The sequence below is a fragment of the Streptomyces roseolilacinus genome, from assembly GCF_014649335.1.
Taxonomy (GTDB): domain Bacteria; phylum Actinomycetota; class Actinomycetes; order Streptomycetales; family Streptomycetaceae; genus Streptomyces; species Streptomyces roseolilacinus.
On record NZ_BMSV01000003.1, the window covers coordinates 178,102 to 204,305 of the forward strand.

The following is a 26,204-nucleotide window of genomic DNA, read 5'->3' on the forward strand; positions in this document are numbered from 1 at the left end:
AGCCGGCCACCGAGGACGCCCAGCGATGAACCCTGACGTGACTGAACCCTTCCCCACCTCCAGCGCCCAGCAGCGGCTGTGGTTCCTCCAGCAGCGGCACCCCGAGAGCCGCGCCTACACCGTCACCGAGGCGGTGTGGCTGCGCGGCCGGGTCGACGCCGACGCCCTGGAGCGCGCGCTCGCCGCGGTGATCGAGCGCCACGACCAGCTGCGCGCCGTCTTCGAGTACCGCGACGACGGCCTGCTGCAACGCGTCGTGCCCGCCGCGCGGCAGCCGTTCCGGCTGGCCCGGCGCAGCGTGCCCCGCGACGGCCTGCGGCGCTGGTTCGCCGAGGAGACCGCCGTCGCCTTCGACCTCGCCCACGGGCCGGCGTATCGGGCCACGCTGCTCGAACTCGGCGGCGAGGAGCGGGTGCTGGCGTTCTGCGTCCACCACATCGTCACCGACGGGTGGTCCGCCGAGCTGTTCTTCTCCGACCTGGCGTCCGCCTACCGGCAGGTCTGCGACGGGACCGCCCCGCGGTGGGAGAGCGCGCCGGGAAGCTACCGGGAGGCCGTCGCCGAGGAACGGCGGTGGCTGGAGTCGCCCGAGGCCGCCGAGCGGATCGACGCGGCCGCCGCCGCCCTGGCCGGCGCGCCGTTCGCGCTCGACCTGCCCGTCGACGCCGCGGCGGCGACGGAGCCGCCGCCCGCCGCGGTGCACCGGACGCGGCTGCCCGACGAGCTGGTCAAGCGCGTCGAGGTGCACGCCGCCGAGTGCGGGGCGACCCCGTTCATGCTGTACGCGGCCGCGTACGCGGTGCTGCTGTCCCGCTGGACCGGCCAGGACGAGGTGGTGTTCGGGCTGCCCGCGGCCGGGCGGGAGCGCGCCGCGACGCACACCACGTACGGACTGTTCGTCAACACCCTGCCGCTGCGCGTCCGGACGGCGCCCCAGGACGACTGGGACACGCTCGTCGGCCGCGTCCGCGACGCGGCGCTGGAGGCGTACACCCACGCCGAGGTGCCCCTGGACCGGCTGGCCGCCCGCCTCGGCGGGCTGCCGCTCCAGGCGCTGCTCGTGGTGCAGCCGGACGACATGCCGGTACCGCAGCTGCCGGGCGTGGAGACGGCGCGCTGGCCCGTCGACCACCACCACACCAAGTTCGACCTGCTGCTCCAGATCGACCGGGGGCGCCTGGCCGCACCCGACGCCGCGGAACCCGAGGACGGCACCTTCGCCGCCCTGGAGTTCCGGGCCGACACGATCGGCGCGGACCTCGCCGCGCGGATGCTGGCGCACTGGCGGCAGATCCTGGAGACGATGGTCGCCACCCCGGCCGCGCCCGTCGCCGCCCTGGTGCCCGACACCCCCGCCGAACGGGAACTGCGGGCGCCCGCCCGGCAGCTGGAGGCCGCCGCCGCGCCCCTCGACCCGGTGGCCGCCTTCGAGCGACGGGCCGCCGAGCACCCGGCGGCGCCGGCCGTGTGGACCGGCCGGGACGCCGTCGACTACGCCGGGCTCGCCGCCCGGACCGGCGCGATCCAGGCCGCCCTCCGGGAGGCCGGCGTGGGCCCCGGCGACTTCGTCGGCGTGTGCCTGCGCCGCTCCCCGGACCTGGTGGCCGCGCTGATGGCGGTGCTCCGCTGCGGCGCCGCCTACGTGCCGCTCGACGCCGGGTACCCGCCGGAGCGCCTCCGCTTCATCGCCCGGGACGCCCACTGCCGGGTCGTCCTCACCCAGCCGGAGACCCGGGACGTCCTGCCCGCCGACGCGGGCCCGTTCCTGGACGTCACGTCGGTGCCCGCCGTCCCCGCGCTGCCCGCGGCGGAGCCGGCGCAGGACGAGCGGATCGCCTACCTCATCTACACCTCGGGCTCCACCGGCCGCCCCAAGGGCGTGGCGATCCCGCACCGCGCCCTGCGGTCCTTCCTCGGCTGGGCCCGCGACCACTTCGCCCCCGAGGACCTCTCCGTGGTCCTCGCCAGCACGTCGGTCAGCTTCGACCTGTCGGTCTTCGAGCTGTTCCTGCCGCTGTCCACGGGCGGGTCGCTGCGGCTCGTCGACAACGCGCTCCAGCTCGCCGAGCAGCCCGGCACGGAGCCCACGCTGGTCAACACCGTGCCGTCCGCGATGACCGAGCTGCTGCGCGCCGGCGCCCTCCCGGCCGGTGTCCGCGTCGTCAACCTCGCCGGGGAGCCGCTGCCGCGCACCCTGGTCGACGCCGTGTACGAACGGTCGGCCTCGGTACGGGTGTTCAACCTGTACGGGCCGTCGGAGGACACCACGTACTCCACCTGGCACGAGGTCCCCCGCGACGGCTCGGACGAGCCCGTCATCGGCCTGCCGATCGCCGGCACCAACGCCTACGTGCTCGACGGCCGGCTGACCCCGGTGCCCGCCGGCGCCGACGGCGAGCTGTACCTCGGCGGCCTGGGCGTCGCCCAGGGCTACCTGGACCGGCCCGATCTGACGGCGGAGCGCTTCCTGCCCGACCCCTTCTGCGGCCTGCCCGGAGCACGGATGTACCGCACCGGGGACCGGGTGCGGGTCACCGGGAACGGCGAGTTGCGCTACCTCGGCCGCTACGACCACCAGGTCAAGCTGCGCGGGTTCCGCATCGAGACGGGGGAGATCGAGAGCCGCGCCCGGTCCGTGGACGGGGTCGCGCAGGCCCTGGTCGTCCTGCGCGAGGTCGCGGGCACGCCCCACCTGGTCTGCTACTGGACGGGCGGCGCCGAGCCGGACGCGGTGCGGACCGCGCTGACCGCGGAGCTGCCCGCGTACATGATCCCCCGGTACTGGGTGCCGCTGGACGCCTTCCCGCTGAACGCCAACGGGAAGATCGACCGGGCCGCGCTGCCCGAACCCGCCCGGGACACCGGCGACGCCGCCGAGCCCGCCACGCCCGTCGAACGGGAGGTGGCCGAGCTGATGGCCGGGCTGACGAGCAGCGGCCCGCTGGGCCCCGGCGCCGACTTCTTCGCCCTGGGCGGGCACTCGCTGCTGGCGATGCAGCTGATGACGGCGGTCCGGGACCGGCTCGGCGCCGAGATCACGCTGGGCGACATCTTCCGGCACCGCACGGTGCGCGCCCTGGCGGCCCGGATCGACCAGGCGCTCGCCCGGGAGACGGTCCTGCCGCCGCTGCGCCGCCGGGACGGCGAGGGGCCCGCGCCGCTCGCCTTCGCGCAGGAGCGCATGTGGCTGGTGGAGCAGCTGCGGCCGGGCAGCCCGATGCTGAACATCGGCGTCGCGGTACGGCTCCGCGGCGACCTCGACCGGGCCGCGCTGGACCGCGCGCTGCGGGCGCTGACCGAACGGCACGAGGCCCTGCGGCTGCGGATCGGCCGGGGCCGGGACGGGCAGCTGCGCCAGCAGGCCGCGCCACACCGGCAGGTGCTGCTGCGCGACCTGGCCGCCGACGGCGAGGAGGCCACCGCGCGGCTGCTGCGCGAGGCCCTGGCCGACCCGTTCGACCTGGCCACCGAGGCCCCGGCGCGCTGGCTGCTGGTCGAGGAGGCGTCCGGCCGGGACGGCCGGCCCGACCACGTCCTGGCGCTCGTCATCCACCACGTGGTCGCCGACGCCTGGTCGATCCGGCTGCTGCTGGACGAACTGTTCTCGGACTACGCCGCCGCGGTCGCGGGGCGGGACCTGCCGTCGGAGCCCCGGCTCTCCACGCTGGACTACGGCGCGTGGCAGCGCCGGCACCTGGACCGCCCGGCGGTCACCCGGCGCGACCTGGCGTACTGGCGGGAGCGGCTGGCCGATCCCCCGGAGCGGCTGCGGCTCGCCTTCGACCACCCCCCGGCGCAGGCCGTGACCTACCGGGGCGCGCGACTGACCCGGCGGCTGTCCGGCGAGGCGGTCCAGGCGCTGCTCGCGGTCGGCCGGGAGGCGGGAGCCACCCCCTTCATGACGGTCCTCGCCCTCTACCAGGGCCTGATGTCCCGGCTGTCGGGGCAGGACGACGTCATCGTAGGCACGCCCATCGCCAACCGGGACCAGTCGGGCACCGAGGGCCTGGTCGGCTGCCTGCTCAACACCCTGGCGCTGCGCACGGACCACAGTGGCGACCCGTCGTTCCGCGAACTGCTGGAGCAGAGCCGGCAGGCGTGCCTGGACGCGTTTGCCCACCAGCAGACGCCGTTCGAGCTGGTGGTGTCGGAGCTGGGCGCGGAGCGGACCGTCGAGCACACCCCGGTGTTCCAGACGATGTTCGTCCTCGACGGGTCCGAGGTCGCCGCGCCGCGCGTGCCGGGCCTGGAGAGCACCCGGTTCGAGATTCCGCCCGTCGCCACGCAGTACGACGTCACGCTCATGGTGGGCCGGGACGCGGACGGCTGGCACGCCACCTGGGACTACCGCACCGACCTGTTCGAGAAGGACACCGTCGCCGGGTACGCCGACTGTTTCGAGACGCTGCTGGAGCAGGCCGGCCGCCACCACGACCGGCCCCTGGGCGGCCTGCCGCTGACCACGCCCGAGCGGGAGCGGACGGCACTGGGGTGGAGCCGCCCCGAGGCCACGCCCGTACCCGACACCCTTCCCGCCCTGTTCGCCGAGCGGGTCGCCGCCCACCCCGACGCGCCCGCCCTCCGCGACGACGAGGGCGTCCTGACCTACCGGGAACTCGACCTGGCCGCGGGCCGGCTGGCCGCGCGCATCGCCGCGCACGGCGTCCGCCCCGACGACCGGGTGGCGGTCGTGCTGCCCCGGTCGCGGGCGTCGGTGACCGCGCTGCTCGCGGTCGCCAAGGCCGGCGCGGCGTTCCTGTGCCTCGACCCGGGCCTGCCCGCCGAGCGCATGACGTGGATCGCCGAGGACGCCGGCGTGCGGCTGCAGGTGACCGACGCCTCGCTCGCCGGCCGGCTGCCGCAGGACGTGGTGCCCGCGGTACGGATCGACGAGGACCCGCAGGGCCCGGCCGCGCCGCTCGGCGGGCAGGTGCCCGCGACGACCCCCGGGCACCTGGCGTACGTGATCTACACGTCGGGCTCCACCGGGCGGCCCAAGGGCGTCCTGCTCACCCACCGGGGCCTGGCGCAGCTGCGCGACCTCCACCGCGACCGGCTCGGCGCGGGCCCGGGCGCCCACGTGCTCCAGTACGCCCCGTACTCGTTCGACGCGTCGGTGTGGGAATGCGTCATGGGCCTGCTGACCGGCGCGTGCCTCCACCTGACGCACCCGGACCGGCTGCTGCCGGGCGCGCCGCTGGAGGCGACGCTCGCCGACCGGGGGATCACGCACCTGACGATGCCCCCGTCCAACCTCGCGATGCTGCGGACCCTGCCGGACAGCCTGCGGCACCTGGTCCTCGCGGGCGAGGCGTGCCCGGCGGAGCTGGTGCAGCGGTGGGGCGGGAAGGTCCGCCTGTGGAACGCGTACGGCCCCAGCGAGGCCACGGTGTGCGGCACGATCCAGGACTGCGCCGGACTGCCGGCCGGCCGGTCGCCGAGCATCGGCACGGCCTTCCCCGGCGCGGAGGCGTACGTCCTGGACGCGGCGCTCAACGTGCTGCCGCCGGGCGTCCCCGGCGAGCTGTACCTCGGCGGCCAGGGACTGGCCCGCGGCTACCTCGACCGGCCCGAACTCACCGCTGAGAGGTTCGTGCCGCACCCGTACGCCGCGGCGCCGGGCGAACGGCTCTACCGCACCGGCGACCTGGCCCGGCTGACCGCCGACGGCGAGATCGAGTTCCTGGGGCGGGTCGACGACCAGGTCAAGCTGCGCGGCATCCGGGTGGAGCCGGGCGAGATCGAGCGCACCCTGGCCGGACTCGACCCGCGGATCGCGGACACGGCGGTCCTGGTGACGGGCAGCGGCGGCGACCAGCACCTCGTCGGGTTCGTCGCCGGGCCCGCCGGACTCGACCCGGCCGTGCTGCGCGACGGGCTGGCCGCCCGGCTGCCGGGCTACATGGTGCCCGCCTGGCTGGAACGGCTCGACGCCTTCCCGCTCACCGGCAACGGCAAGCTCGACCGCAGGGCGCTGGCCCGGACCGCGGAGGGCAGGCGGCGGCAGGCCTCGGCGACCGCGCCGCCGCGCGGACCGCTGGAGGAGGAGATCGCCGCGGTGTGGCGGGAGCTGCTGCCGCCGACGGACATCGGGCGCGAGGACAGCTTCTTCGCGGTCGGCGGCACCTCGCTGACCCTGACCCGGCTCCACGAGCGCATCGACTCCCGCTACCCCGGCGCGCTCAAGCTCGTCGACCTGTTCCGACTGAACACCGTCGCCGCGATCGCCGGCGCCCTGGAAGAGACCGGTGCGGCCGCGCCGGCAGCCGCCGACCTCAGCTTCCGACTGTGAGGCCCCTCATGGACCGTGCCCCCGCCCCGCCCATCGCCATCGTGGGCATCGCCGCCGCGCTCCCGGGCAGCGGCGATGACCTGGACCGGCTCGCCGACCTGCTGGAGTCCCGCGCCGACCTGGTGCGCCCCGTCCCGGACGACCGCCGGCGCGACGCCGGGTTCGGCCCCGACGCCGAACTGTCGGAAGCCGCCCTGCTGGACCGCGTCGACACCTTCGACCACGCCTTCTTCGGGCTGTCGCTGCGCGAGGCCCGGCAGATGGACCCCCAGCAGCGGATGCTGCTGGAGATGACGTGCCGGGCCATCTGGGACGCGGGCTACCCCCTGTCGGCGCTGCGGGGCAGCCGTACGGCGGTGGTGGTGGGCACCGGACGCGAGACGTACTCGGAGCTCATCGACCCGGCCTCGGCGCCCCTGGTGACCGGGCTGCTGCCGGCCGCGCAGGCGGGACGGGTGGCGCACCTGCTCGACCTGCGCGGCCCCGCCCTCTCCATCGACACGGCGTGCTCGTCCACGCTCCTCGCCGTGCACGAGGCCTGCCGCAAGCTGGCGTCGGGCGAGGCCGACTGGGCCGTGACCGGCGGCGTGCGGCTGCTGTGCAGCCCGCCCGAGACGACCGCGCCGGGCAGCGAGAGCATCGTGTCGCCCGGCGGCCGGTCCCGCAGCTTCGACGCCGCCGCCGACGGCACCGGGCTGGGCGAGGGCGGCGCGGTCTTCCTGCTGAAGACGCTGGCCCGTGCCGAGCAGGACGGCGACCGGGTCCACGCGGTGATCCTCGGCGGCGCCGCCAACCACGACGGCGCCCGCAGCAACGGGTTCGCCGCGCCCAGCACGGAGGCGCAGGAGGAGCTCCTCCTGGAGGCGTGGAACGCCGCGGGCGTCAACCCGGGCTCCCTGGGCCTGATCGAGGCGCACGGCACCGGCACCCGCCTCGGTGACCCCATCGAGTTCGAGGCCCTGACGGCGGCCTTCGGCCGGCGCACCGAACGCACGGGCTTCTGCGTGCTCAGCTCCCTCAAGTCCAACATCGGGCACCTCGACTCGGCGGCCGGCGCGGTGGGCCTGCTGAAGGCCGTGGTGGCGCTCCGCAACGGCCGCCGCTACGCCTCCGCCCACTTCACCGAGCCCAACCCGCTGCTGGAAACGGACCGTTCGGCCCTGCGCCTGTCGACGCGCACCGAACCGTGGGACGCCCCCGCGCAGCGCCGCGCCGGGGTGAGCTCCTTCGGCCTGACCGGCACCAACGTGCACCTGGTCGTGGAGCAGGCCCCACCGGTGCGGCGGGACGCCCCCGCCGCGGAGCCGCGCCCGGTGCTCATCCCCGTGGCGGCGCGCAGCGAGGGCGCCCTGCGGCGGCACGCGGCCCGGCTCGCCGCCCACCTGCGGGCCGACCCCGACCCGTCGGTCCTCGCGGACGTCGCGTACGTGCAGGCCACCGGGCGCGACCACGAGCGGTGGCGGTCCTGCGTGGTCGCGGCGACCGCGCCGGAGGCGGCCGAGGCCCTGGAGCGGCTGGCGGCGGGCGACACGGAGATCACCCGGGCGCCGGACGCCACGGCGCTGATCACGCTGCTGCCGCACGAGGACGGCGCCGCCCCGGACACGGCACGCGCCTGGGCCGACGCCTTCCCGGCGCTGGCCGCGTGGCAGGACGGGCAGCGGGCGGCGCTCGGCGACGCCACCGCGGGGGAGCGGGACGCCGCGGAGCGGCTGATCGCCCGGCAGACCGCGGTGCGGGCGCTGTTCGAGGCCGGCCTGTCCGACCGCATCGTCATCGGACACGGCAGCGGCAACCTCCTCGTCGACCTGCTGCGGGGCGAGTCCGACCTGCCGGCCGCGGCACGCGGCCTCACCGCGCTGGGCGCGGTGGCGGACCCCGACGCGCGGCGCACCGAGACCGCCTTCGCCACCATCGGCGCCCAGGGCGACCCGGTGTTCGTCGCGCCCTGGAAGGGACGCCTGTCGGAGCTGGCGGGCGAACTGGCGCCCCGCTACCGGGGCGTGCTGGTCGACGCCGAGGTCGCGCCGGGACAGGACCCGCGGGCCGGGCTGCTCGCCACCCTGGCGGCGCTGTACGAGGCGGGCGCCGAGCTGGACTGGGAGCGCTGCGTGCGCTTCCTGGGCGGGTACGGGCGGCGGACGTCGGTGCCGACCGCGCTGTTCGAGCCGACCCGCTGCTGGATCGAGCCCCGCCCCCGCGGGACGGCCGGCGCGGTGCGGGAGACGCCCGCGCCGGAGGCCCAGGCGGTCCCGGCGGGGGAGACCCCGGTACGGGAGGCGCCGGCGGAGCCCTCCCGGCTGGCCGAGCAGGACGGCACCGAGGCCGAGCGGAAACTGGCGGCGATCTGGTGCGCGCTGCTGGGCAACGACACCGTCAGCCGCGAGGACGACTTCTTCGACCTCGGCGGCGACTCCCTGATGCAGGTGCAGCTCGGCAACGCGGTCGAGCGGGACTTCGGCTTCGACCTGCCGTTCGACACGGTGTACGACCACCCGGTCCTGCGCGACCTGGCCGCGTACCTGGCCGAGCAGCAGGTGGAGGAGCGGCCGGCGGGCGACGCCCCGGCGGCGCGGGGGCCGGTCCACGACCCGGCGCGCGACCGCGCGCCCGCCACGCACTCCCAGCGCCGCATGTGGCTGCTCCAGCAGCTGGACGCGTCGTCCGGCGCCTACAACGTGTCCACCGCCTTCGACCTGGACGGCCCGGTCGACGCGGGGGCGCTGCGGCAGGCGCTGGACGGGCTGGTGGCCCGCCACGGCGTCCTGCGGACCCGCCTGGTGCTGGAGGACGGCGAACTGGTCCAGCGGGTGGAGCCGCACGGCACCTGGGACCTCGAGACGGCCGACTGGGACGCGGCGCGGCAGGACGCCGACGCGCTGCTGCGGGAGCACGCGGCCCGCCCGTTCGACCTGGCCGAGCCGGGCGCCGTACGGGCCCTGCTGCTGGTCGACCCCGCCGACCCGGCGCGCGGCCGGCTCCAGCTGGTCCTGCACCACGCGATCTGCGACGAGTGGTCGATGAACCTGCTGCTGGAGGAGCTGACCCGGGACTACGACACGCTGCGGCGCGGCGGCACCCCGCCCGGCCGGGGCGGGGAGCTGCAGTTCGCCGACTGGGCGGCCTGGGAGCGCGGGCCCGACACCGCGCCCGCCCAGGACGAGGCCGCGCGCTACTGGCGGGAGAGGCTGGCCGGCGCGCCCACCGAGCTGGACCTGCCGACCGACTTCCCGTACGGCGCGCAGCAGGACTACGCGGGCGCCTGGCTGCCCGTGCACGTCGAGGCGGACACGGTGGCGCGGATGCGGGAGGCGGCCCGGGCCTCGGGCGGCACCCTCTTCGCCTGGCTGATGACCGGGTACGCCGCCTGGCTCGCCCGGCTGACGCAGTCCGAGGACTTCCTCGTCGGCGTGCCCGTGGCCGGCCGCCACCGGGCGGAGGCCGAACGCCTCCTCGGGTGCTTCGTCAACACCCTGCCGGTACGGATCGACGCCAGTGGCGACCCCACCTTCGCCGAGCTGTTCCAGCGGGTGCGCGACGCGCTGTCCGGGGCCTTCACCCACCAGCGCCACCCGTTCGACGCGATGGTCGAGGAACTGGGGGCGCCGCGGGACGCGGCCCGGCCGCCGCTCGTGCAGACGGTGCTCTCGCTGCAGTCCGGCGGGGAGGCCGGCGACGGCGTCCGGCACCGGCTCGGCGACACGCCGCTGCGGCCCCGGGACCCCGACGGCACGGTCGCCTGGTTCGACGTGTCGGCGGTCCTGTGGGAGTCCGGCGGCGGGCTGTCGGGGATCCTCGCCTACCGCACCGCGCTGTTCGAGGAGGCCACGGCCAAGGGCTTCCGGCAGGACTGGCTGGCCCTGGCCGAGGCCGGTCTGACCCATCCGCACGCATCCGTCCACGCCCTGCTCGACGACGACGCATGGTGACGGGATCTGAGGAGACAGACATGCACGACAGTCACATCGGGCGCAATCTGGACCAGGGGATCGCGACGCTGCGGCGCGACGACCCGGAGCTGTTCGAACTGCTGGAGCAAGAGCACCTCCGGCAGACGGAGACGCTGTCCCTGGTCGCGTCGAGCGGCGGCACCGACGCGTCGGTGATGGCGGTCGTCGGTTCCAGCATCGTCAACGTCACGGCCGAGGGCTACCCGGGCAAGCGCTACCACGCGGGGTGCCGGTACGTCGACCAGGCCGAGGAGCTGGCCGTCGCCAGGGCCAAGAAGGTCTTCGGCGCCCGGTACGTCAACGTCCAGCCGCACTGCGCGAGCTTCGCCAACCACACGGTGATGCAGGCGCTGCTGAAGCCCGGCGACACGATCCTCGGCATGGCCCTGGACCAGGGCGGCCACCTCACCCACGGCTCGCCCGTCAACCTCAGCGGCAAGCTGTTCGACGTGCACAGCTACGGGCTCGACGCGAAGGGCCTGATCGACTACGGGCAGCTGCGCGAGCTGGCCCTGGAGCACCGGCCCCGGATGATCGTCTGCGGCACGACCTCGTACACCCGGGTCGTCGACTTCGACCGGATCCGCGCCGTCGCCGACGAGGTCGGCGCGTACGTCCTGGCCGACGTCACCCACATCGCCGGACTGGTCGCCGCCGGGCTGCACCCGAGCCCCATCGACGCCGCCCACTTCACCACCACCTGCACCTTCAAGCAGCTGTACGGGCCGCGAGGCGGCCTGATCATGATGGGGCGGGACGCCGACCGGACCGGCGACGACAGCCCCCGCACCCTGTCGCAGCGCATCCAGAGCGCGGTCTTCCCGCTGATGCAGGGCTCCCCCGAGGTGCACACCATCGCCGCCAAGGCCCGCGCCATGGGCCGGCTGCTGCAGCCGGAGTTCAAGGAGCTGGCCCGGCGCATCCGCGACGACGCCGACGCCCTGGCCGCGTCGATGTCGCGGCGGGGGTACGAGGTCATCGGCGGCGGCACCGACAACCACATCGTGCTGTTCCGGGTACCGCCGCACCTCGACGGCCTGTCCGCCGAACGCGCCCTGGAGTCCTGCCACATCCTCGTCAACAAGAACAAGATCCCCGGTGACACGCGCGGCGCGACCGTCGCCAGCGGGGTGCGGCTCGGCAGCAACACCGTCGCCCTGCGGCGCATGGGCCCCGAGCAGATGGAGCGCTGCGCCGACCTGATCGACACCGTGCTCACCGGCGCGCACGCCCTGCCGGGAGGCGGGGTCGAGGTGCCCGGCGAGGTGCGCGAACGGGTCGTCGCCTCCGTACGGGACCTCTGCCGGGACTTCCCGCTCCCGTACGCCACGGCCACCGAGAACCTCTAGGGACACCAGGACACATGGCGAAGAACGTCGAGGCGGCCTACCCGCTCTCCCCCCTCCAGCAGGGCCTGCTCTTCCACACCCTGAGCCGGCCCGGCGAGCCCACCTACTTCGAGCAGATCCGCTGCACCATCAAGGGCGGCCTGGACCGGGCGGCCTTCGAGGACGCCTGGAACTGGGTCGTGGCCCGCCACCCGGTCCTGCGGACCGCGTTCGCCTGGCAGCGGCTGAAGGAGCCGCTGCAGGTCGTGGGGCGGACCGTCCGCGTCCCCCTGGACTGGGCGGACTGGCGCGACCGCCCGGACGCCGAGGCCGACTGGCAGCGGCTGCTGGAGGAGGACCGGCAGCGCGGCTTCGACATGGCGAAGGCCCCGCTGATGCGGCTGATTGCCCGTCAGATCGACGACGAGACCCACCACTTCGTGTGGAGCCACCACCACATCCTGCTGGACGGCTGGAGCTTCGGCCTGGTCCTGCACGAGGCCCTGGAGTGCTACGCGTCGCTGGTCGGCGAGGGCCGCCCGCCGGCGGTCGAGCCCGCCCGGCCGTTCGGTGACTTCATCCGCTACCTGGGGGAGCGCGACGCCGAGGCCGACGAGGAGTTCTGGCGCGGGTACCTGCGCGGCTTCGACGCGCCGACCCGGCTCGCCGTCGACCGCGGCCAGGGCGTGCACGAGGGCGGCGGCGGCACCGAGATCACCCTCTCGGTGACCCTCGACCGCGAGACGAGCGCCACCGTGCAGCAGCAGTGCGCCCGGCTGGGCGTCTCGCTGAGCGCGCTGGCGCACGCCGCCTGGGCCCGCCTGCTGGGCGCCTACAGCGGCGAGGAGGAGGTGCTGTTCGGCTCCACCACGGCGGGACGCCCGCCGGAGCTGCCGGGCGTGGAGCAGATGGTCGGCCTGTTCATCAACGCCGTGCCGCTGCGGGTGCGCATCGACCCGGCGAAGCGGGTCGGCGACTGGCTGGAGGAGATCCAGCGGGACCTGTTCCGGCTCCAGGCGCACCAGTTCACCGGCCTGGCCCGGGTACAGGAGCTGTCCGAGGTCGAGCGCGGCAAGCCGCTGTTCGAGACGCTGCTCAGCTTCCAGAACTACCCGCTGGACGACGGCCACACCGAGGACTGGGGCGGCATCCGGCTGACCGACTACGGCTGGAGCGGCCCGACCAACTACCCCGTCGCCGTCCGGGCCTTCCCCGGCGACGAGGTCATGCTGGTGCTCACCTACTACCGCCACCGCCTGGACGACGACATCGCCCAGGCGATGCTCGACCAGCTGCGGCTGCTGGTGGAGCGCCTGGGCAGCGGACCCGACCGGTTCCTGTGGGAGATCGAGGCGGTGGCCGGCGAGCACGCCGACCGCGTGCTGCGCCAGTGGAACGACACCGGCGCCGACTTCGACCTGGACCGCACCCTCCACGGCCTGGCCGAGCGGCAGGCCGCGCTGCGGCCCGACGCGCCGGCGGTCGTCGCCGGGGACGGCCGGCTCACCTACGCCGAACTGGACGCCCGCGCCAACCAGGTCGCCCACCGGCTGGTCGACCTCGGCGTGCGGCCCGGCGACCGGGTCGGCCTGTGCACCGAGAAGTCCACCGCCACCGTCGTCGGCATCCTCGGCGTCATGAAGGCGGGCGCCGCCTACGTGCCGCTGGACCCGGCCTACCCCGCCGAGCGGATCGACTACATGGTCCGGGACGCCGGCCTGCGCGCGCTGCTGACGTGGGGGAGCGGGGCCGAGGTGGCCGCGCGGCTGGACATCCCGACCCTCTCGCTCGACGCCGACCGCGACGCCCTCTCCCGGCAGCCCACCACCCCGCTCGACCTGGTGGTGTCGCCGGACGACTTCGCGTACGTCATCTACACCTCCGGCTCCTCCGGGCGCCCGAAGGGCGTGATGCTCGACCACCGCGGCCGGATCAACAACGTCGAGGACTACTGCCGCCGCTTCGCCATGGGCCCCGAGGACCGCACCCTGTGCGTCTCCTCGCTCAGCTTCGACATCTCCGTGTGCGACCTGTTCTGCAGCCTCAACGCGGGAGGCGTCCTGGTGTTCCCGGACGCCGACCGCGCCAAGGACCCGGAGCACTGGCTGGACCTGATCGACCGCGAGGGCGTCACCCTGTGGCACTCGGCGCCCGCCCTCATGGACGCCCTGCTGGACGTCACCGAGGAGCGCGGCCGGCACACCGGGACGCTGCGGCTCACCGTCCTGGACGGCGACTGGATCCCGCTGACCCAGCCCGACCGGGTGCGCGCCTCCTTCCCGGCGGCGCAGGTGGTCAGCGCGGGCGGCGCGACCGAGCTGTCGGTGGACTCCGTCACGTACCCGGTCGGCGCGGTCGACCCGGCCTGGCGGAGCATCCCGTACGGCACGCCGATGGCGAACCAGACCGCGTACATCGTCGACGAGCGGATGGAGCCGGCGCCCGTCGGCGTGCCCGGCGAACTGTGCCTCGGCGGGATCGGCGTGGCGGCCGGCTACCTGGACCGGCCGGAGCTGACCGCCGAGAAGTTCGTGCCGAACCCGTGGTCCGACCGGCCCGGCGACCGCCTCTACCGCACCGGCGACCTGGCCCGGTTCGGGCAGGACGGGACGATCGAGCTGCTCGGCCGCATCGACTTCCAGGTGAAGATCCGCGGCGTCCGGATCGAGCTGGGCGAGATCGAGGCCGTGTTGCGCGAGCACTCCGGCGTGGAGACCTGCCTGGTGGCCGCCCCGCCGGACGCCGCCGGGGACCGGCGTCTAGTCGCCTACGTGGTGCCGGCCGGGAGCGGCGCCGGGGAGGCGGAGGAGGACTTCCACGCCGAGCTGCGGGCGTGGCTGCGCCGCCGGGTGCCCGACCACCTGGTCCCCGAGGCGTTCGTCCGGCTCGAACGGCTGCCGCTGACCGCCAACGGCAAGGTCAACCGGCGGGAGCTGCCCGTCCCCCGGTTCACCGTCGCCGCCGCGGACCGCGCGGAGCCGCGCACCCCGCTGGAGACGGCGCTCGCCGAGCACTGGGCCGGCGTCCTCGGCGTCGACCCGTCCGAACTGGACGTGGAGACCAGCTTCTTCGACATGGGCGGCAACTCCCTGAAGGCGCTGCGCGCCTGCCGGGTGCCCGGCCACACGATCCCCATCACCGCGCTCTACCAGTACCGCAGCGTGCGCGCCCTCGCCGAGCACCTCGGCCAGGGCCGCCGGGACACCGGCGCCCTGGTCCGGCTGAGCGGCGCGGAGCCGGCCCCGGCGGCGCCGGCCGTGATCTGCGTGCCCTACGGCGGCGGCCACGCCGGCGTGTACCAGCCGCTGGCCGACGCCCTGGCGGACCGGATCACGGTCTACGCGGTGCGGCTCCCGGGCCACGAGCACGACGGCACGGACGAGGAGCCGCAGGCCGTCGACACGGTCGCCCGGAGCGTGGTGGAGGCGGCCCGCGACCTGAAGGGCCGTCCGCTGCTCGTGTACGGGCACTGCGGGGGCGTGGCGCTGGCCACCGAGATCACCCGGCTGCTGGAGGAGGAGGGCCTCGACGTGCGGCGCCTGGTCGTGGCCGCGTCGTACCCGCCCGCGGCGGGCGAGGACCTCGCCGACGACCCCTTCGCGGACCAGACCGACCGCGAACTGGCGTACTCCTTCGCCGAACTGGGCGGCTTCACCGACCTGAGCGAGGACGAGGCCGAGGTGATCGGCCGGCTGCTGCGGCACGACGGCACCGAGGCGAGGCGCTACTTCCGGCAGGCCCTCGACCGCGTCGCCGACGCCCCCGACGGCCTGCTGCGCACCCCGCTGACCTGCCTGATCGGCGAGGAGGACCCGCTGACCGAGGGGTACGCCGAGGGCTGGCGCAGCTGGGGCCTGCTCGCCCCGCGGCACGAACTGGCGGTGCTCCCCGGCGACCACTACTTCGTCCGCGCCCACCCGGACCAGGTCGCCGGCCGGCTGCTCGCCGCCCTCACCACCGAACCGACCCCCGAGACGTACACCGAGGTGCCCCAGTGAACGCATCGCCGACCACCCCCGCCCCCGCCGAGGCGCCGGCACCCGCCCGCCGCCGCCTGGCCGTCATCAACCTGATGCCGCAGGCCGAGATCTACCTCGACTACATGGCGCAGGTCCTGCCCCCGGGCACCGACGTGCGGTGGATCCGGGTCCGCAACCACCCCTACCGCAGCAGCAACCAGGAGATCCTGGCGGCCACCCACCACTACTACGACGAGACGACCCTCGAGGACTGCGACGCGCTGCTGCTCACCGGCGCGGCGATGGACCTCAACCCGGACTTCACCGCGGCGACGTACTGGGACGAGATCGTCGAGACCCTGCGGGACGCGGACGGCCGGGTCGGCTCCATCGCGGGCGTCTGCTGGGGCGCCCAGGTCGTCGGCAAGGTCTTCTTCGGAATCGAGAAGCAGCATTTTCCGGCCAAGATCTCGGGTGTCATCGAGATGACCAACATCGCGCCGGAGCACCCGCTGACGCGCGGCCTCGACGACCGCTACTGGCTGCCGCAGAGCCGGTACGCGCAGATGGAGCCGGTGGCCTTCGAGAAGGCCGTCGCCGACGGCCTGCTGGTGCCGCTCGACTGGTCCGAGGAGTCCGGCCACACCACGGTCGTCTCCGCCGACGGCGCCTACCTGATGCTGCAGGGGCACCAGGACTACCCCACCGAGCGGCTGGCGGAGGAGTACCACAACGCGCTGAAGAAGGGGCAGTCCCCGCCCGTCCCGCTCAACTACGACCCCGAGCGGCCGGTGAACCGCTGGCGTGCCAACAACCGCGCGTTCTTCGCCGCGTGGCTGGAGCTCGCCGCCGAACGCAAGCGGGCGAACGGGCTCCCGGCGGCGCCGGACGCCGCGCCCTCCGCCGTCCCGTCGCAGCTTTGATCCGAGTCTGACCCGAGGAGTGTGCCCGCCGTGCCGACCCGCCCCTTCGAACACGCCACCGACGCCGCCGCACCGGCCGGAGAGGTACTCGCGGCACTGCGCGCCCGCGGCCGCGCCGCCGCGGCCGACACGCACGGCGGCGACGCCCTGGCCGACTGGGTCGACCGGCTCGCCAAGACCCTGACCGGGTACGCGGTCCGGCCCGGCGAACTGGTCCACGTGGCCGCGGCCGAACCCGTGGAGACGGTGGTCGGCTGCCTCGCCGTGTGGCTCTCCGGCGCCGTGCCGGGCGTCGGCCCGGGCACCGCGGACGGGCCCTCCCGCCTCGTCCTGGACGTCGCCGCGGAGACGGTGCGGACCCGGGCCGGGGAGCCCGCCGAGGTGGACGCGGCCCTGCTGGTGTCGGAGGACCTGGTCGGCTGCGTCGCCCACCCGGCGGCCACCCTCGGCCGCCTCCGGCTGCCCGCCGAGACGCCCGCGGCCGTCGTGGTGCTGGCGGACTGGCGCGCCGACGCGTGGCTCCCGCTGGTGCTGGAGGCGTGGCTGGCCGGGGTGGAGCGGCTGTCGCTGCGCCCCGACGGGCCGGTGGCCCCGGACGGGGACGCCGTGCTGGTGTGCCCGGCGGGGCGGCTCGCCGCGGACCCGGCGCTCGCGGCGGACGGCGCCTTCGCCGGGTGGGTGACCTGGGGAGCCGGTACGGCCGGCGCCCCTCCGGCGGACGACCTGCGGCTGCACGGCTTCGGCGACCACTTCGTCCTCGCGGCCACCCGCGCGCACACCCCCGGCGGCGGGCACGCGCAGCGCGGCGAGGTGTACGGACGGCACCGGGTGTGCAACGCGGAGGGCCGCCCGCTGCCGGTCAACGCCTGGGGGCTGCTCGCCCTGGCCGGGCGCCTGCCCGTCGTCGGCGACACCGCGGAGGAGACGCTCGCCGCGGTACGCGCCGAGCCGGCCGAGCGGACCTGGGTCACCGACCACCGGGCCCGCAAGCGCAACGACGGCACCATCGAGTTCGACCTGCGCGAGCTGAACGCGCTGCGGATCGCCGGCCGGCGGCTGTCCCCGGCCGCCACCGCCCGCGCCCTGGCCGCGGCCGGCCTGCCGGACGCCGCGCTCGTCGCCCGCGACCCGGACACCGACCGGGCCCGCCTGGTGCTGTGCGCGCCCGGCGACGGCCCCGACGCACAGGCCGCGGCGCGGCTCTCGGCCGCCCTGCCCGCGTGGGCGGCGCCGCTGAGCACGTGCCGGGTGCCGGCGCTGCCCCGGGACGGCGCGGGCCGGGTGGACGCGGCCCGGCTGGCGGCCGACGCGCCGCCGGACGACCTGCTGCTGGAGCTGGCCGGGCGGGAGCTGGCCGGGGACGGCGGCGAGCCGGTGCGGCTGCGCGCGGTGCCCGTACCGGCGCAGGGCGACGAGCTCCCGCTGCCCGAGGGGTTCGCGGCGGGGAGCGGGCACTACCCGGCGACCCGGCCCGCCGAGGCGAAGGGGCCCGAACTGGCGCCGCCCACCGACGACCTGGTGGACCGGCTGCGCAAGGCCGCCGCGACCGACCGCGGCATCCCGCTCGTCGACGGCGAGGGCCGCGAGCACCGGCTGACCTACGCCGAACTGCTCACCGAGGCGTCGCGGGTCGCCGCCCACCTGCGGGCCCGGGGCCTGGGCCACGGCGACGAGGTGATCGTCCACTCTGCGGCGGCCGGCGACATCTTCACCGGCGTGTGGGCGTGCATCCTGATCGGCGTGCTGCCCGTGCCGCTCACCCCGGCCACCCCGTACGACGCCGCGGGCAACCCGCTGTGGCACCTGCTCGGCCCGGACACCATGCTGACCGGCCGCACCGTCCTGACGACCGAGGCGCAGAAGGACGCCACGTCCCGGGTCCTGCGGCGGCGCGGCCTGACCGCCGAGCTGCTCACCCTGGAGGAGGCGCGGACGCACGACCCGCTGCCCGCCGAGGAGGCCGCCCCCCGCTCTCCCGCCCTCATGATCCTCACCTCCGGCAGCACGGGCGCGCCCAAGGGCGTCGCCCTGTCCCACCGCAACCTCGTGTCGCTCGCGGAGTCGATCCGCAACGAGTTCGACCTGCGCGACGAGGTCTCCCTCAACTGGCTGGGCGTCGACCACGTCGGCGGACTGGTCCAGCACCACGTCCGCGACCTGTGCCTGGCCAACGAGCAGGTGCACGCGGACACCGGGTGGGTGCTGGCCGACCCGACCCGCATCCTCGACCTCCTCGACCGGTACCGGGTGACCATCAGCTGGATGGCCAACTTCGGCTTCAACCTCGTCAACGAGCAGGCCGAGAAGATCGCCGAGGGCAGCTGGGACCTCAGCCCGGTCAAGGTCTGGGAGAACGGCGGCGAGCCGGTCACCCACGAGGGCAACCAGCGCTTCCTCGCCCTGCTCGCCCCGCACGGGCTGCGCCCCGACGTCATCAAGCCCGTGTTCGGCATGACGGAGACCAGCTCCGCCATCATCGGCGCGCACAACCTGGTCGCCGGGCGGCAGGACTACGTGCACTGGCTGAGCGACACCGCGCTGGACAGCCCGGTGCAGCGGGCGCTGCCCGGCGAGGGCAGCCCGTTCGCCGAGGTCGGCACCCCCATGGCGGGGATCTCGCTGCGGGTGGTCGACGCCGAGGGCCGGGTCTGCCCCGAGGGCGTGGGCGGACGCATCGAGGTCAGCGGCCCGCAGGTCATGAACGGCTACTACCGCAACCCGCAGGCCGACGCCGAGACGTTCACGCCCGACGGCTGGCTGCGCATGGGCGACTGCGGGTTCATGGTGAACGGCAGCCTCGTGGTCACCGGCCGCGAGAAGGACGTCCTCATCGTCAACGGGCTCAACTACGCGGCACGGGCCCTGGAGAACACCGTGGAGGCCGTGGCCGGGGTGCGGCAGGGCTGCTGCGCGGCCGTCCCGGTCCGCCGCCCCGACGCGTCCACCGACGACCTGGCCGTCTTCTACAGCTCCACCGACGCGGGCGGCGCCGACCCCACCGAGATCGAGGCGGCGCTGATCTCCGAGCACAGCCTGCGCCCGGTGGCCCTGGTCGAGATCGGCCCGGACGACTGGCCGCGCACCGCCATCGGCAAGATCCGCCGCCCGGTCCTGGCCCAGGGCTTCCACGCGGGTGAGTTCGCCGACCGGATCACCCTGCGCCGCGACAGCGGACTGGGCAACCGCACCACCCTGCCCGCCTGGCACTTCGTACCGGAGTGGCGGCCCGCCGCGGCGCCGGCCGCGACCCCCGCCGGCCGCGTGCTGTGGCTCGGCGGGCAGGCCCCCGCCGGCGCGTCCCTGTCGGCCGCGCCGGGCGCCCCGTTCGACGGGTTCGACACGGAGGGCCGCGCCCGCTTCCGGACCGGTCACGAACAGGACGCGAGCGCCCTGCTGGAGGCCGCGGCCCAGCGGCTCGGCGGCCTGGACGCGGTGGTCGACGCCCGCTGGGACACCCCGCCCGCCGGCGACGGCGCCGAGGAGGCGGCGCGCGCCCTGCGCGAGGCGCGCACCGCGTGGACGGCGCTGCTGCGGGCCGCGGCCCGGCTGCCCGAGCCGCCCGCCGTGGTCCTGGCCACCCGCGCCGCCGTCGCCGTCACCGGCGACGAGCCGAGCGTCGCGCACGCCGCGCTGCCGGGCGTCGCCGAGAGCCTCGCCCAGTCCCACCCCCGCCTGCGGGTCGCCCTCGTCGACGGCGCCCCCGGAGAGGCGCTGCTCGCCGAGTGCGCCCTGCGGGGCACCGGGCAGGTCGCCCACCGCGACGGCACCCGGCTGGTGCGCGGGCTGCGGGCGCTCACCGGGACCGCCGTCCCGCAGGTGCCCCGCCGGGTGCTGCGCGAGCACGGCGCGTACCTGGTCATCGGCGGCCTGGGCGGGGTCGGCGCCCACCTGACCCAGCACCTGCTGCGGCGCTTCGGCGCCCGGGTGCTGGTCGCGGGACGCGGCCCGGCCGGGCCCGGGGACATCCGCGGCGGGGTGCTGGCCCACCTCGCCGACCAGACGGCCTCCGGTGGGGGCGGCGAGATCCGGTACGTGCGGCTGGACGCCGCCGACGCGGACGCCCTGCGCACCGCGATCGACGCCGCCGAACGCGACTGGGGCGCCCTGGACGGGGTGTTCAACCTGGCCGGCGAGGGATCGGTGACCGAACAGCTCGACGCGCTGGCCGCCCCCGACGAGGCCACCGCGTCGCGGCTGCTCGCCCGCGCGGAGACACGGGTGCGGACCAGCCACGCCCTGGACGAGGCGCTGGCGGACCGCGCCACGCCGCTGGTGGTCTTCAGCTCCGTCAACGGCTTCTTCGGCGGCGCCGGCTTCACCGAGTACGCCGGGGCCTGCTCCTACCAGGCGGCGCACGCCCGGTGGAGCGCCCGGCGGACCGGCCGCACCCGGATCTGCCTCGACTGGAGCATGTGGAAGCAGGTCGGCATGGCCTCCGGCACGCCCTCCGCCGTGGTGGAGCTCGCCCAGCGGCGGGGCTTCGGCAGCCTGACGCCCGCCCAGGGCCTGGCCTCGCTGCACGCGGCCCTGGAGTCCGCCGAGGACCGGCTGCTGATCGGCCTGACGGCGTCGGGCGACGCGGTGGCCGGACTGCTCCCGTTCGGCGCGGTCGGCTACGAGCTGGAGGCCGAGGGCGCGGACGACCCGGCGCGGGTCGCGGCCGTGGTGGGCGTGGACCCCGCCCGGGTGCGCCGCACGCGCGCGGCCTCGGCCTCCGGGTCGGCCGCGGCCGTCGGACAGGGCCACGTCGAGGCGCTGCTGGGGGTGTTCCGCGACGTGCTGGGCACCTCCGAGGTGGGCGAGGACGACAACTTCTTCGCCGCGGGCGGCGACTCCATCCGCGCCATCCAGGTGGTCGCCCGCGCGGCCGAGCGCGGTTTCCGGTTCAGCCCGCTGGACCTGTTCGAGCACAAGACGGCCGCGGCCCTGCTCACCCACCTGGCCGGCCGGGACGGGCTGGCCGACGTCGCCCTGGACGACGAGGACGCCGGGGAGCCCGTCTCCGAGGCCGCCGTACCGCCGGTCTTCGGCTGGTGGCTGGAGAAGGCCGACCGCCGCGAGGTGCGCGACCACCTCACGATGAGCATGCGCTACCGCGTCGACGGCGGACTGGAGCCCGGCCAGGTGGAGGCGGCGCTCGTCGCGCTGGTCGAACGCCACGACGCCCTGCGGATGCGGCTGGCCGAGACGCCGGAGGGCTGGCGGCTGGTGTCCGGCGCGTCCGCCGCGGACAGCCTGCGCTTCGAGGTGGTCGAGGCGCCGGCCGGGCGGGACGCCGCCGCGGTGGCCGAGGAGGCCGAGCCCGCGCTGCACCGCGAGGTCAGCGCCGAGGCGGGGCCGCTGACCCGCGCCGTGCTGGTGCGCCCCGCCGACGGGTCGCCCGCCGCCCTGGTGCTGGTGATCCACCACGCGGCCGTCGACGGGGTGTCGTGGCGGATCGTCGAGGAGGAGCTGCGGCTGCTGCTGGACGCCCGGGCGCGCGGGACGGAGGCCGAGCTGCCGCCCGCCACGGTGGGCTTCCTGCCCTGGGCCCACCGGATGGAGCGCCGCGCGGCCCGCCTGGACGGCGGGGCGCTGGCCGACGACTGGGCGGGACGGCTGGAGGGCGGCTGGGGACGGCTGCCCGGCGAACCGGCCGAACCGCCGCTGGAGGGCGGCACGGAGATCCTCACCCGGAAGCTCCCGGCGCACCTGCTCGACCGGCTGGGGGAGACCAGCGTGTACGAGGTCCTGCTCACCGCGGTCGGCTGGAGCCTGGCCCGGTGGGCGGGCACCGAGGCCCTGGCAGTCGACGTCGAGGGGCACGGCCGCCTCGACGCCCAGGCGCCGGTCGACCTGTCGCGCACGGTGGGCTGGTTCACCGCCATCGCGCCCGTCCGCCTCGACCTGGCGGGCTGCGCGGCACCGGGGCGGGCGGTGCCCCGGGTGCGGCGCGCGCTCACCGCGCTGCGGGGCCGGGACCAGGAGTGGGGCCTGCTGCGGTACGGGAACGCCTGCCCGCCGGACCACCCGCTGCGCGACCTGCCGGAGCGTCAGGTCAGCTTCAACTACCTGGGGGTCTTCGACACCGCCGGGCAGCGCCCCGACCCGCTGTTCGCCGCCGTGCCGGGATCGCTCGGCGCCGAGCAGAGCCCCGAGTCGGAGCGCCACTACCTGATCGACGTCGCGGCCGCGGTCACCGACGGCGAACTGGAGCTGGCGGTGAAGTTCTCGCCGGCCGTCCACTCCGCCGACGAGATCGGGACGTGGCTGGACGGGTGCGAGACGGTGCTGCGCGACCTCCTGGCCGAAGGGGGCGGCGGGCCGGAGGCGGCCGAAATCGATCAGGACGAGTTGCTGCTCGCGCTGCAGGAGGTCAGCCTGGGGTCCGAGGACGACTGAATCCGGCGGCAGGGCCGTCCGCCCGGAGCGACGGTCCTGCCGCCGTACGGACCCTCTTGCGGACGCGCCGAATCAACTGACCTGCGAAGTCCGGCCTTTGGTCGATCAGGGGTCCGATTGCCCGTCTGCGCTAGAGTGCCTGGCCGTGTGCGGAGTGTGACAACGATTCGGCCACCGCAAGGAGTAGGGGAATGGAAGTCTCCGAATTGGAGAACATGGCGCGAAGTGCGGCGGAGGAGATCGCCGCACTGAGCGACGCCGGGGAACTGGAACAGCACCGGGTGAAATGGCTCGGCGGAAAGGGACTGGTGCGCCGGGCCCGCGCCTCCATCAAGCAGTACGAGGGTGACGAGCGCGTCGAGTTCGCCCGCCGGGTGAACCGCGTCGCGGAGGACGTCACCCGCGTCCTGGAGGCCGCCGCCGAGCGCATCGCCGCCGAGGCCACCGCCCGCCGGATCGCCGAGGACTGGATCGACCCGTCGCTGCCCTCCACCGCCCCCCGCCGCGGTGCGCTGCACCCGGTGCGCGTGGTCGAGCTGCGCTGCGTGGAGATCATGGGCCGGCTCGGCTTCGAGCAGGCCGAGGGGCCCGAGGTGGAGACCAGCTACTTCAACTTCGACGCCCTGAACATCCCGCGCGACCACCCGGCCCGGGACATGCAGGACACCTTCTGGGTCGACGAGCAGCGCCTGCTGCGCACCCACACCACCAGCGTCCAGGCCCGCGTCCTCGCCCGGGCCGGGGGGAAGCCCGTCAAGGTCGTGGTGGCCGGCCGCGTGTACCGCAACGAGGCGGTGGACGCCACCCACCTGGCGATGTTCCACCAGCTCGACGGTTTCTGGGTGGACCGGGGACTGACCTTCGCCCATTTCAAGGGGGTCGCCATTCACCTGGCCCGGGAACTCTACGGCGAACGCCGCGTGCGGTTGAAGCCGAAGTCCTATCCCTACACGGAGCCCTCCGTGGGAATCGACGTGGAATGCGGACTGTGCGGCGGCGGCGGATGCCCCGCCTGCCACGACTCCGGCTGGGTCACCATCATGGGCGCGGGAATGGTCCACCGTAACGTCCTGCAGGAGTTCGGATACGACCCGGACGAGTTCTCCGGATTCGCCTTCGGCTGGGGACTGTCGCGCATGACGACCCAGATGTACGGCCTTTCCAAGCTGCGCCCCATCTACCGCGGTGACCTGCGTCTGCTGCGCGCCCTGGACGGGAGGCCCGCGCTGTGCGTGTGAGTCTCTCCCTGCTGCGCCACTACCGCCCCCAGCTCCCGGCCTCCACGCGGTCCGCGTGCGAGGTGCTGGAGGACGTCGGCATCGAGGTCAAACGCCTCCAGGAGACCCCCCGGGGCGAGGTGCTCACCCTGGAGCTGCTCGCCAACCGGGGCGACCACCACTGCTACGCGGGCATCGCCCGGGAGCTCGGCGGCCGGTTCGAGGTCCCCACCCCCCTGCCCCCGCAGGCGACGCTGACCGCCGACGAGGCGCCCGCCCCGGTCGTCGACACCCCCACGTGCCTGGCGTTCGGCGTGGCCCGCTGCACCCTCGCCGACGGCGACGGCTCCCGCCTGCCGGAGGAGTGGGCGGAGGCCCTGCGGCTGAACGACGAGTACACCGGCCTCCTCGCCGTCGACGCCGGCAACACCGTCGGCCGCGAGATCGGCCAGCCGCTGCACGTGTACGACGCCGACCGGCTGGTCGGCCCCCTGCGGGTGCGCCTGTCCGAGGAGGGCGAGACGGCCCGGCTCCTCGACGGCGACGAACCGGTCCCGATCCCGGCCGGGCTGACCGTCGTGGCCGACGACGAGGGCATCGTGGCGGTCGCCGGCGTCATGGGGACCCGCCGCGCCGCCGTCACCGACTCCACCCGCCACCTCCTCGTCGAGTCCGCGCTGTTCGACCCGGTCGCCGTCCGCCGGGCCGCCCGCGCGCTGCAACGCCAGACGGCCGCCGCCACCCGCTTCGAGCGCGGCGCCGACCCGACCCTCGTCCGGGTGGGGGCCGCCCGTGCGGTGGCGCTCCTCGACGAGTGGGGCGCGCTCGCCCCGGACTCCCCCCGCACCTGGGCGGAGTCCGCGTGCCCGCCGGACGCCCGGCTCGCACCCCGGGAGATCAGGCTGGACCTCGACTCCCTCGACACGTACTACGCCGTCCCGTTCGACCCCGCCGCCGTCGAGCGGCGGCTGACCTGCCTCGGCTTCTCCGTGCGGAAGGACGACGAGGAGGACCGGGTGCTGCGGGCCGGGGTCCCGGGCCACCGCCTGTGGGACGTCTTCAACCCCGAGTGCCTGTACGAGGAGATCGGCCGGATGTGGAGCTTCGACAGCTTCCCCGCCGTCCTCCCGGAGGCGGGCGGCGGCAAGGCGCCGACGCCCCGCCAGCGGACGCGCGTCGCGCTGGAGCAGGTACTCGTCGGCTACGGCTTCTTCGAGGTGGTCACGGACGGCTTCTACAGCCGCACCGCGCACGAGCGGCTGGGCGTCCCCGCGGGGTCGTCGCTGACCCGTCACGTGGAGCTGCGCAACGCCATCGACCGCAACTTCTCCCTGCTGAAGAACAACGCCCTGCTCCAGGGGCTCGACATCGCCGACTACAACCAGCGGCGCAGCCTGACCTGCGGCAAGTACTTCGAGTTCACCCACCTCTTCGAGGCGGTCGACACCGACGACCACCGCGAGCGGCCCGTCCTGTGGGGCATGCTGTGGGGCGAGGAGACGTACGGGGCGTGGCAGGGCGGCGGCCAGGGCTTCGACTTCTGGTACCTGAAGGGCGTCCTGGAGGAGATGGCCCACGCCTGCGGCTCCCGGTTCGCCTTCGCCCGGACCGTCGACGAGCCGTCGCCCGTGGCGGAGCTGATGCACCCCACCCGCTCCGCCCACCTCCTCGTCGACGGCCGGGTGGCCGGCCTGTGCGGCGAGGTCCACCCGTCGGTGACCGCCAACTGGAAGCTGCGCACGGACCGGGTCCTGTACTTCGAACTGGACTGGACGGCCCTGATCGCGGCCTTCGGCACGGCCACCGCGGAGCCGGTCGACGACATGCCCGAGCACCCGCTGCTGCGGCGCGACGTCGCCTTCCACCTGCCGGTCGGCCTGACGGCCGACGAGGTGCGCGAGGAGATGGAGGCCGTCTCCCCGCTGGAGCTGGCCTGGTCCCGCGTCACCGACCTCTACGAGAACGGGGACGTCCGGGCCCACACCTTCGAGCTGGCCTTCGAGAACGACAACACGATCACTGCCGAGCAGGTCAACGGCGCCATGAGCGCCATCACCTCGCACGTCCTGGACGCCTTCCGGAAACGAGGCGTCTACCAGCGGTAATGCCATCCCCGGCGCGGCGGACCGCCACCACGGCGGCCGCCGCGCCGGC

The 26,204-nt window shown here is 75.4% G+C and carries 8 protein-coding genes; all 8 read left to right on the top strand.

Annotation, left to right across the window (positions count from 1 at the left end; translation table 11 throughout):
* The first annotated feature begins 37 nt into the window (after positions 1-37).
* The 8 genes from IE106_RS08295 (at position 38) to IE106_RS08330 (ending at position 26,155) form a co-directional block, all read left to right on the top strand.
* Positions 38-6,292, top strand: a complete 6,255-nt coding sequence (locus tag IE106_RS08295; RefSeq protein ID WP_229840181.1) for a non-ribosomal peptide synthetase — start codon at positions 38-40, stop codon at positions 6,290-6,292.
* An 8-nt stretch (positions 6,293-6,300) separates the two neighbouring features.
* On the top strand, positions 6,301-10,221 hold the full coding sequence (locus IE106_RS08300) for a condensation domain-containing protein (protein ID WP_189531508.1): 3,921 nt from the start codon (positions 6,301-6,303) through the stop codon (positions 10,219-10,221).
* A gap of 20 nt (positions 10,222-10,241) precedes the next feature.
* Entirely contained in the window at positions 10,242-11,591 is a 1,350-nt protein-coding gene (gene glyA / locus IE106_RS08305; protein ID WP_189531509.1) for a serine hydroxymethyltransferase, read from the top strand.
* 14 nt (positions 11,592-11,605) lie between these two features.
* Positions 11,606-15,568, top strand: a complete 3,963-nt coding sequence (locus IE106_RS08310; protein WP_189531511.1) for a non-ribosomal peptide synthetase — start codon at positions 11,606-11,608, stop codon at positions 15,566-15,568.
* The gene (locus IE106_RS08315; protein WP_229840182.1) at positions 15,565-16,452 is read left to right on the top strand and encodes a homoserine O-acetyltransferase/O-succinyltransferase family protein; all 888 of its coding nucleotides are present in this window, start codon (positions 15,565-15,567) and stop codon (positions 16,450-16,452) included. The genes IE106_RS08310 and IE106_RS08315 overlap by 4 nt, the downstream gene beginning before the upstream one ends.
* 30 nt (positions 16,453-16,482) lie before the next feature.
* On the top strand, positions 16,483-22,833 hold the full coding sequence (locus IE106_RS08320; RefSeq protein WP_189531513.1) for an SDR family NAD(P)-dependent oxidoreductase: 6,351 nt from the start codon (positions 16,483-16,485) through the stop codon (positions 22,831-22,833).
* A 191-nt stretch (positions 22,834-23,024) separates the two neighbouring features.
* Entirely contained in the window at positions 23,025-24,071 is a 1,047-nt protein-coding gene (pheS, locus tag IE106_RS08325) for a phenylalanine--tRNA ligase subunit alpha (RefSeq protein WP_189531514.1), read from the top strand.
* Positions 24,068-26,155: a phenylalanine--tRNA ligase beta subunit-related protein gene (locus IE106_RS08330; protein WP_189531515.1), complete on the top strand. Its 2,088-nt coding sequence runs from the start codon at positions 24,068-24,070 to the stop codon at positions 26,153-26,155. The genes pheS and IE106_RS08330 overlap by 4 nt, the downstream gene beginning before the upstream one ends.
* The last annotated feature ends 49 nt before the right edge of the window (positions 26,156-26,204 follow it).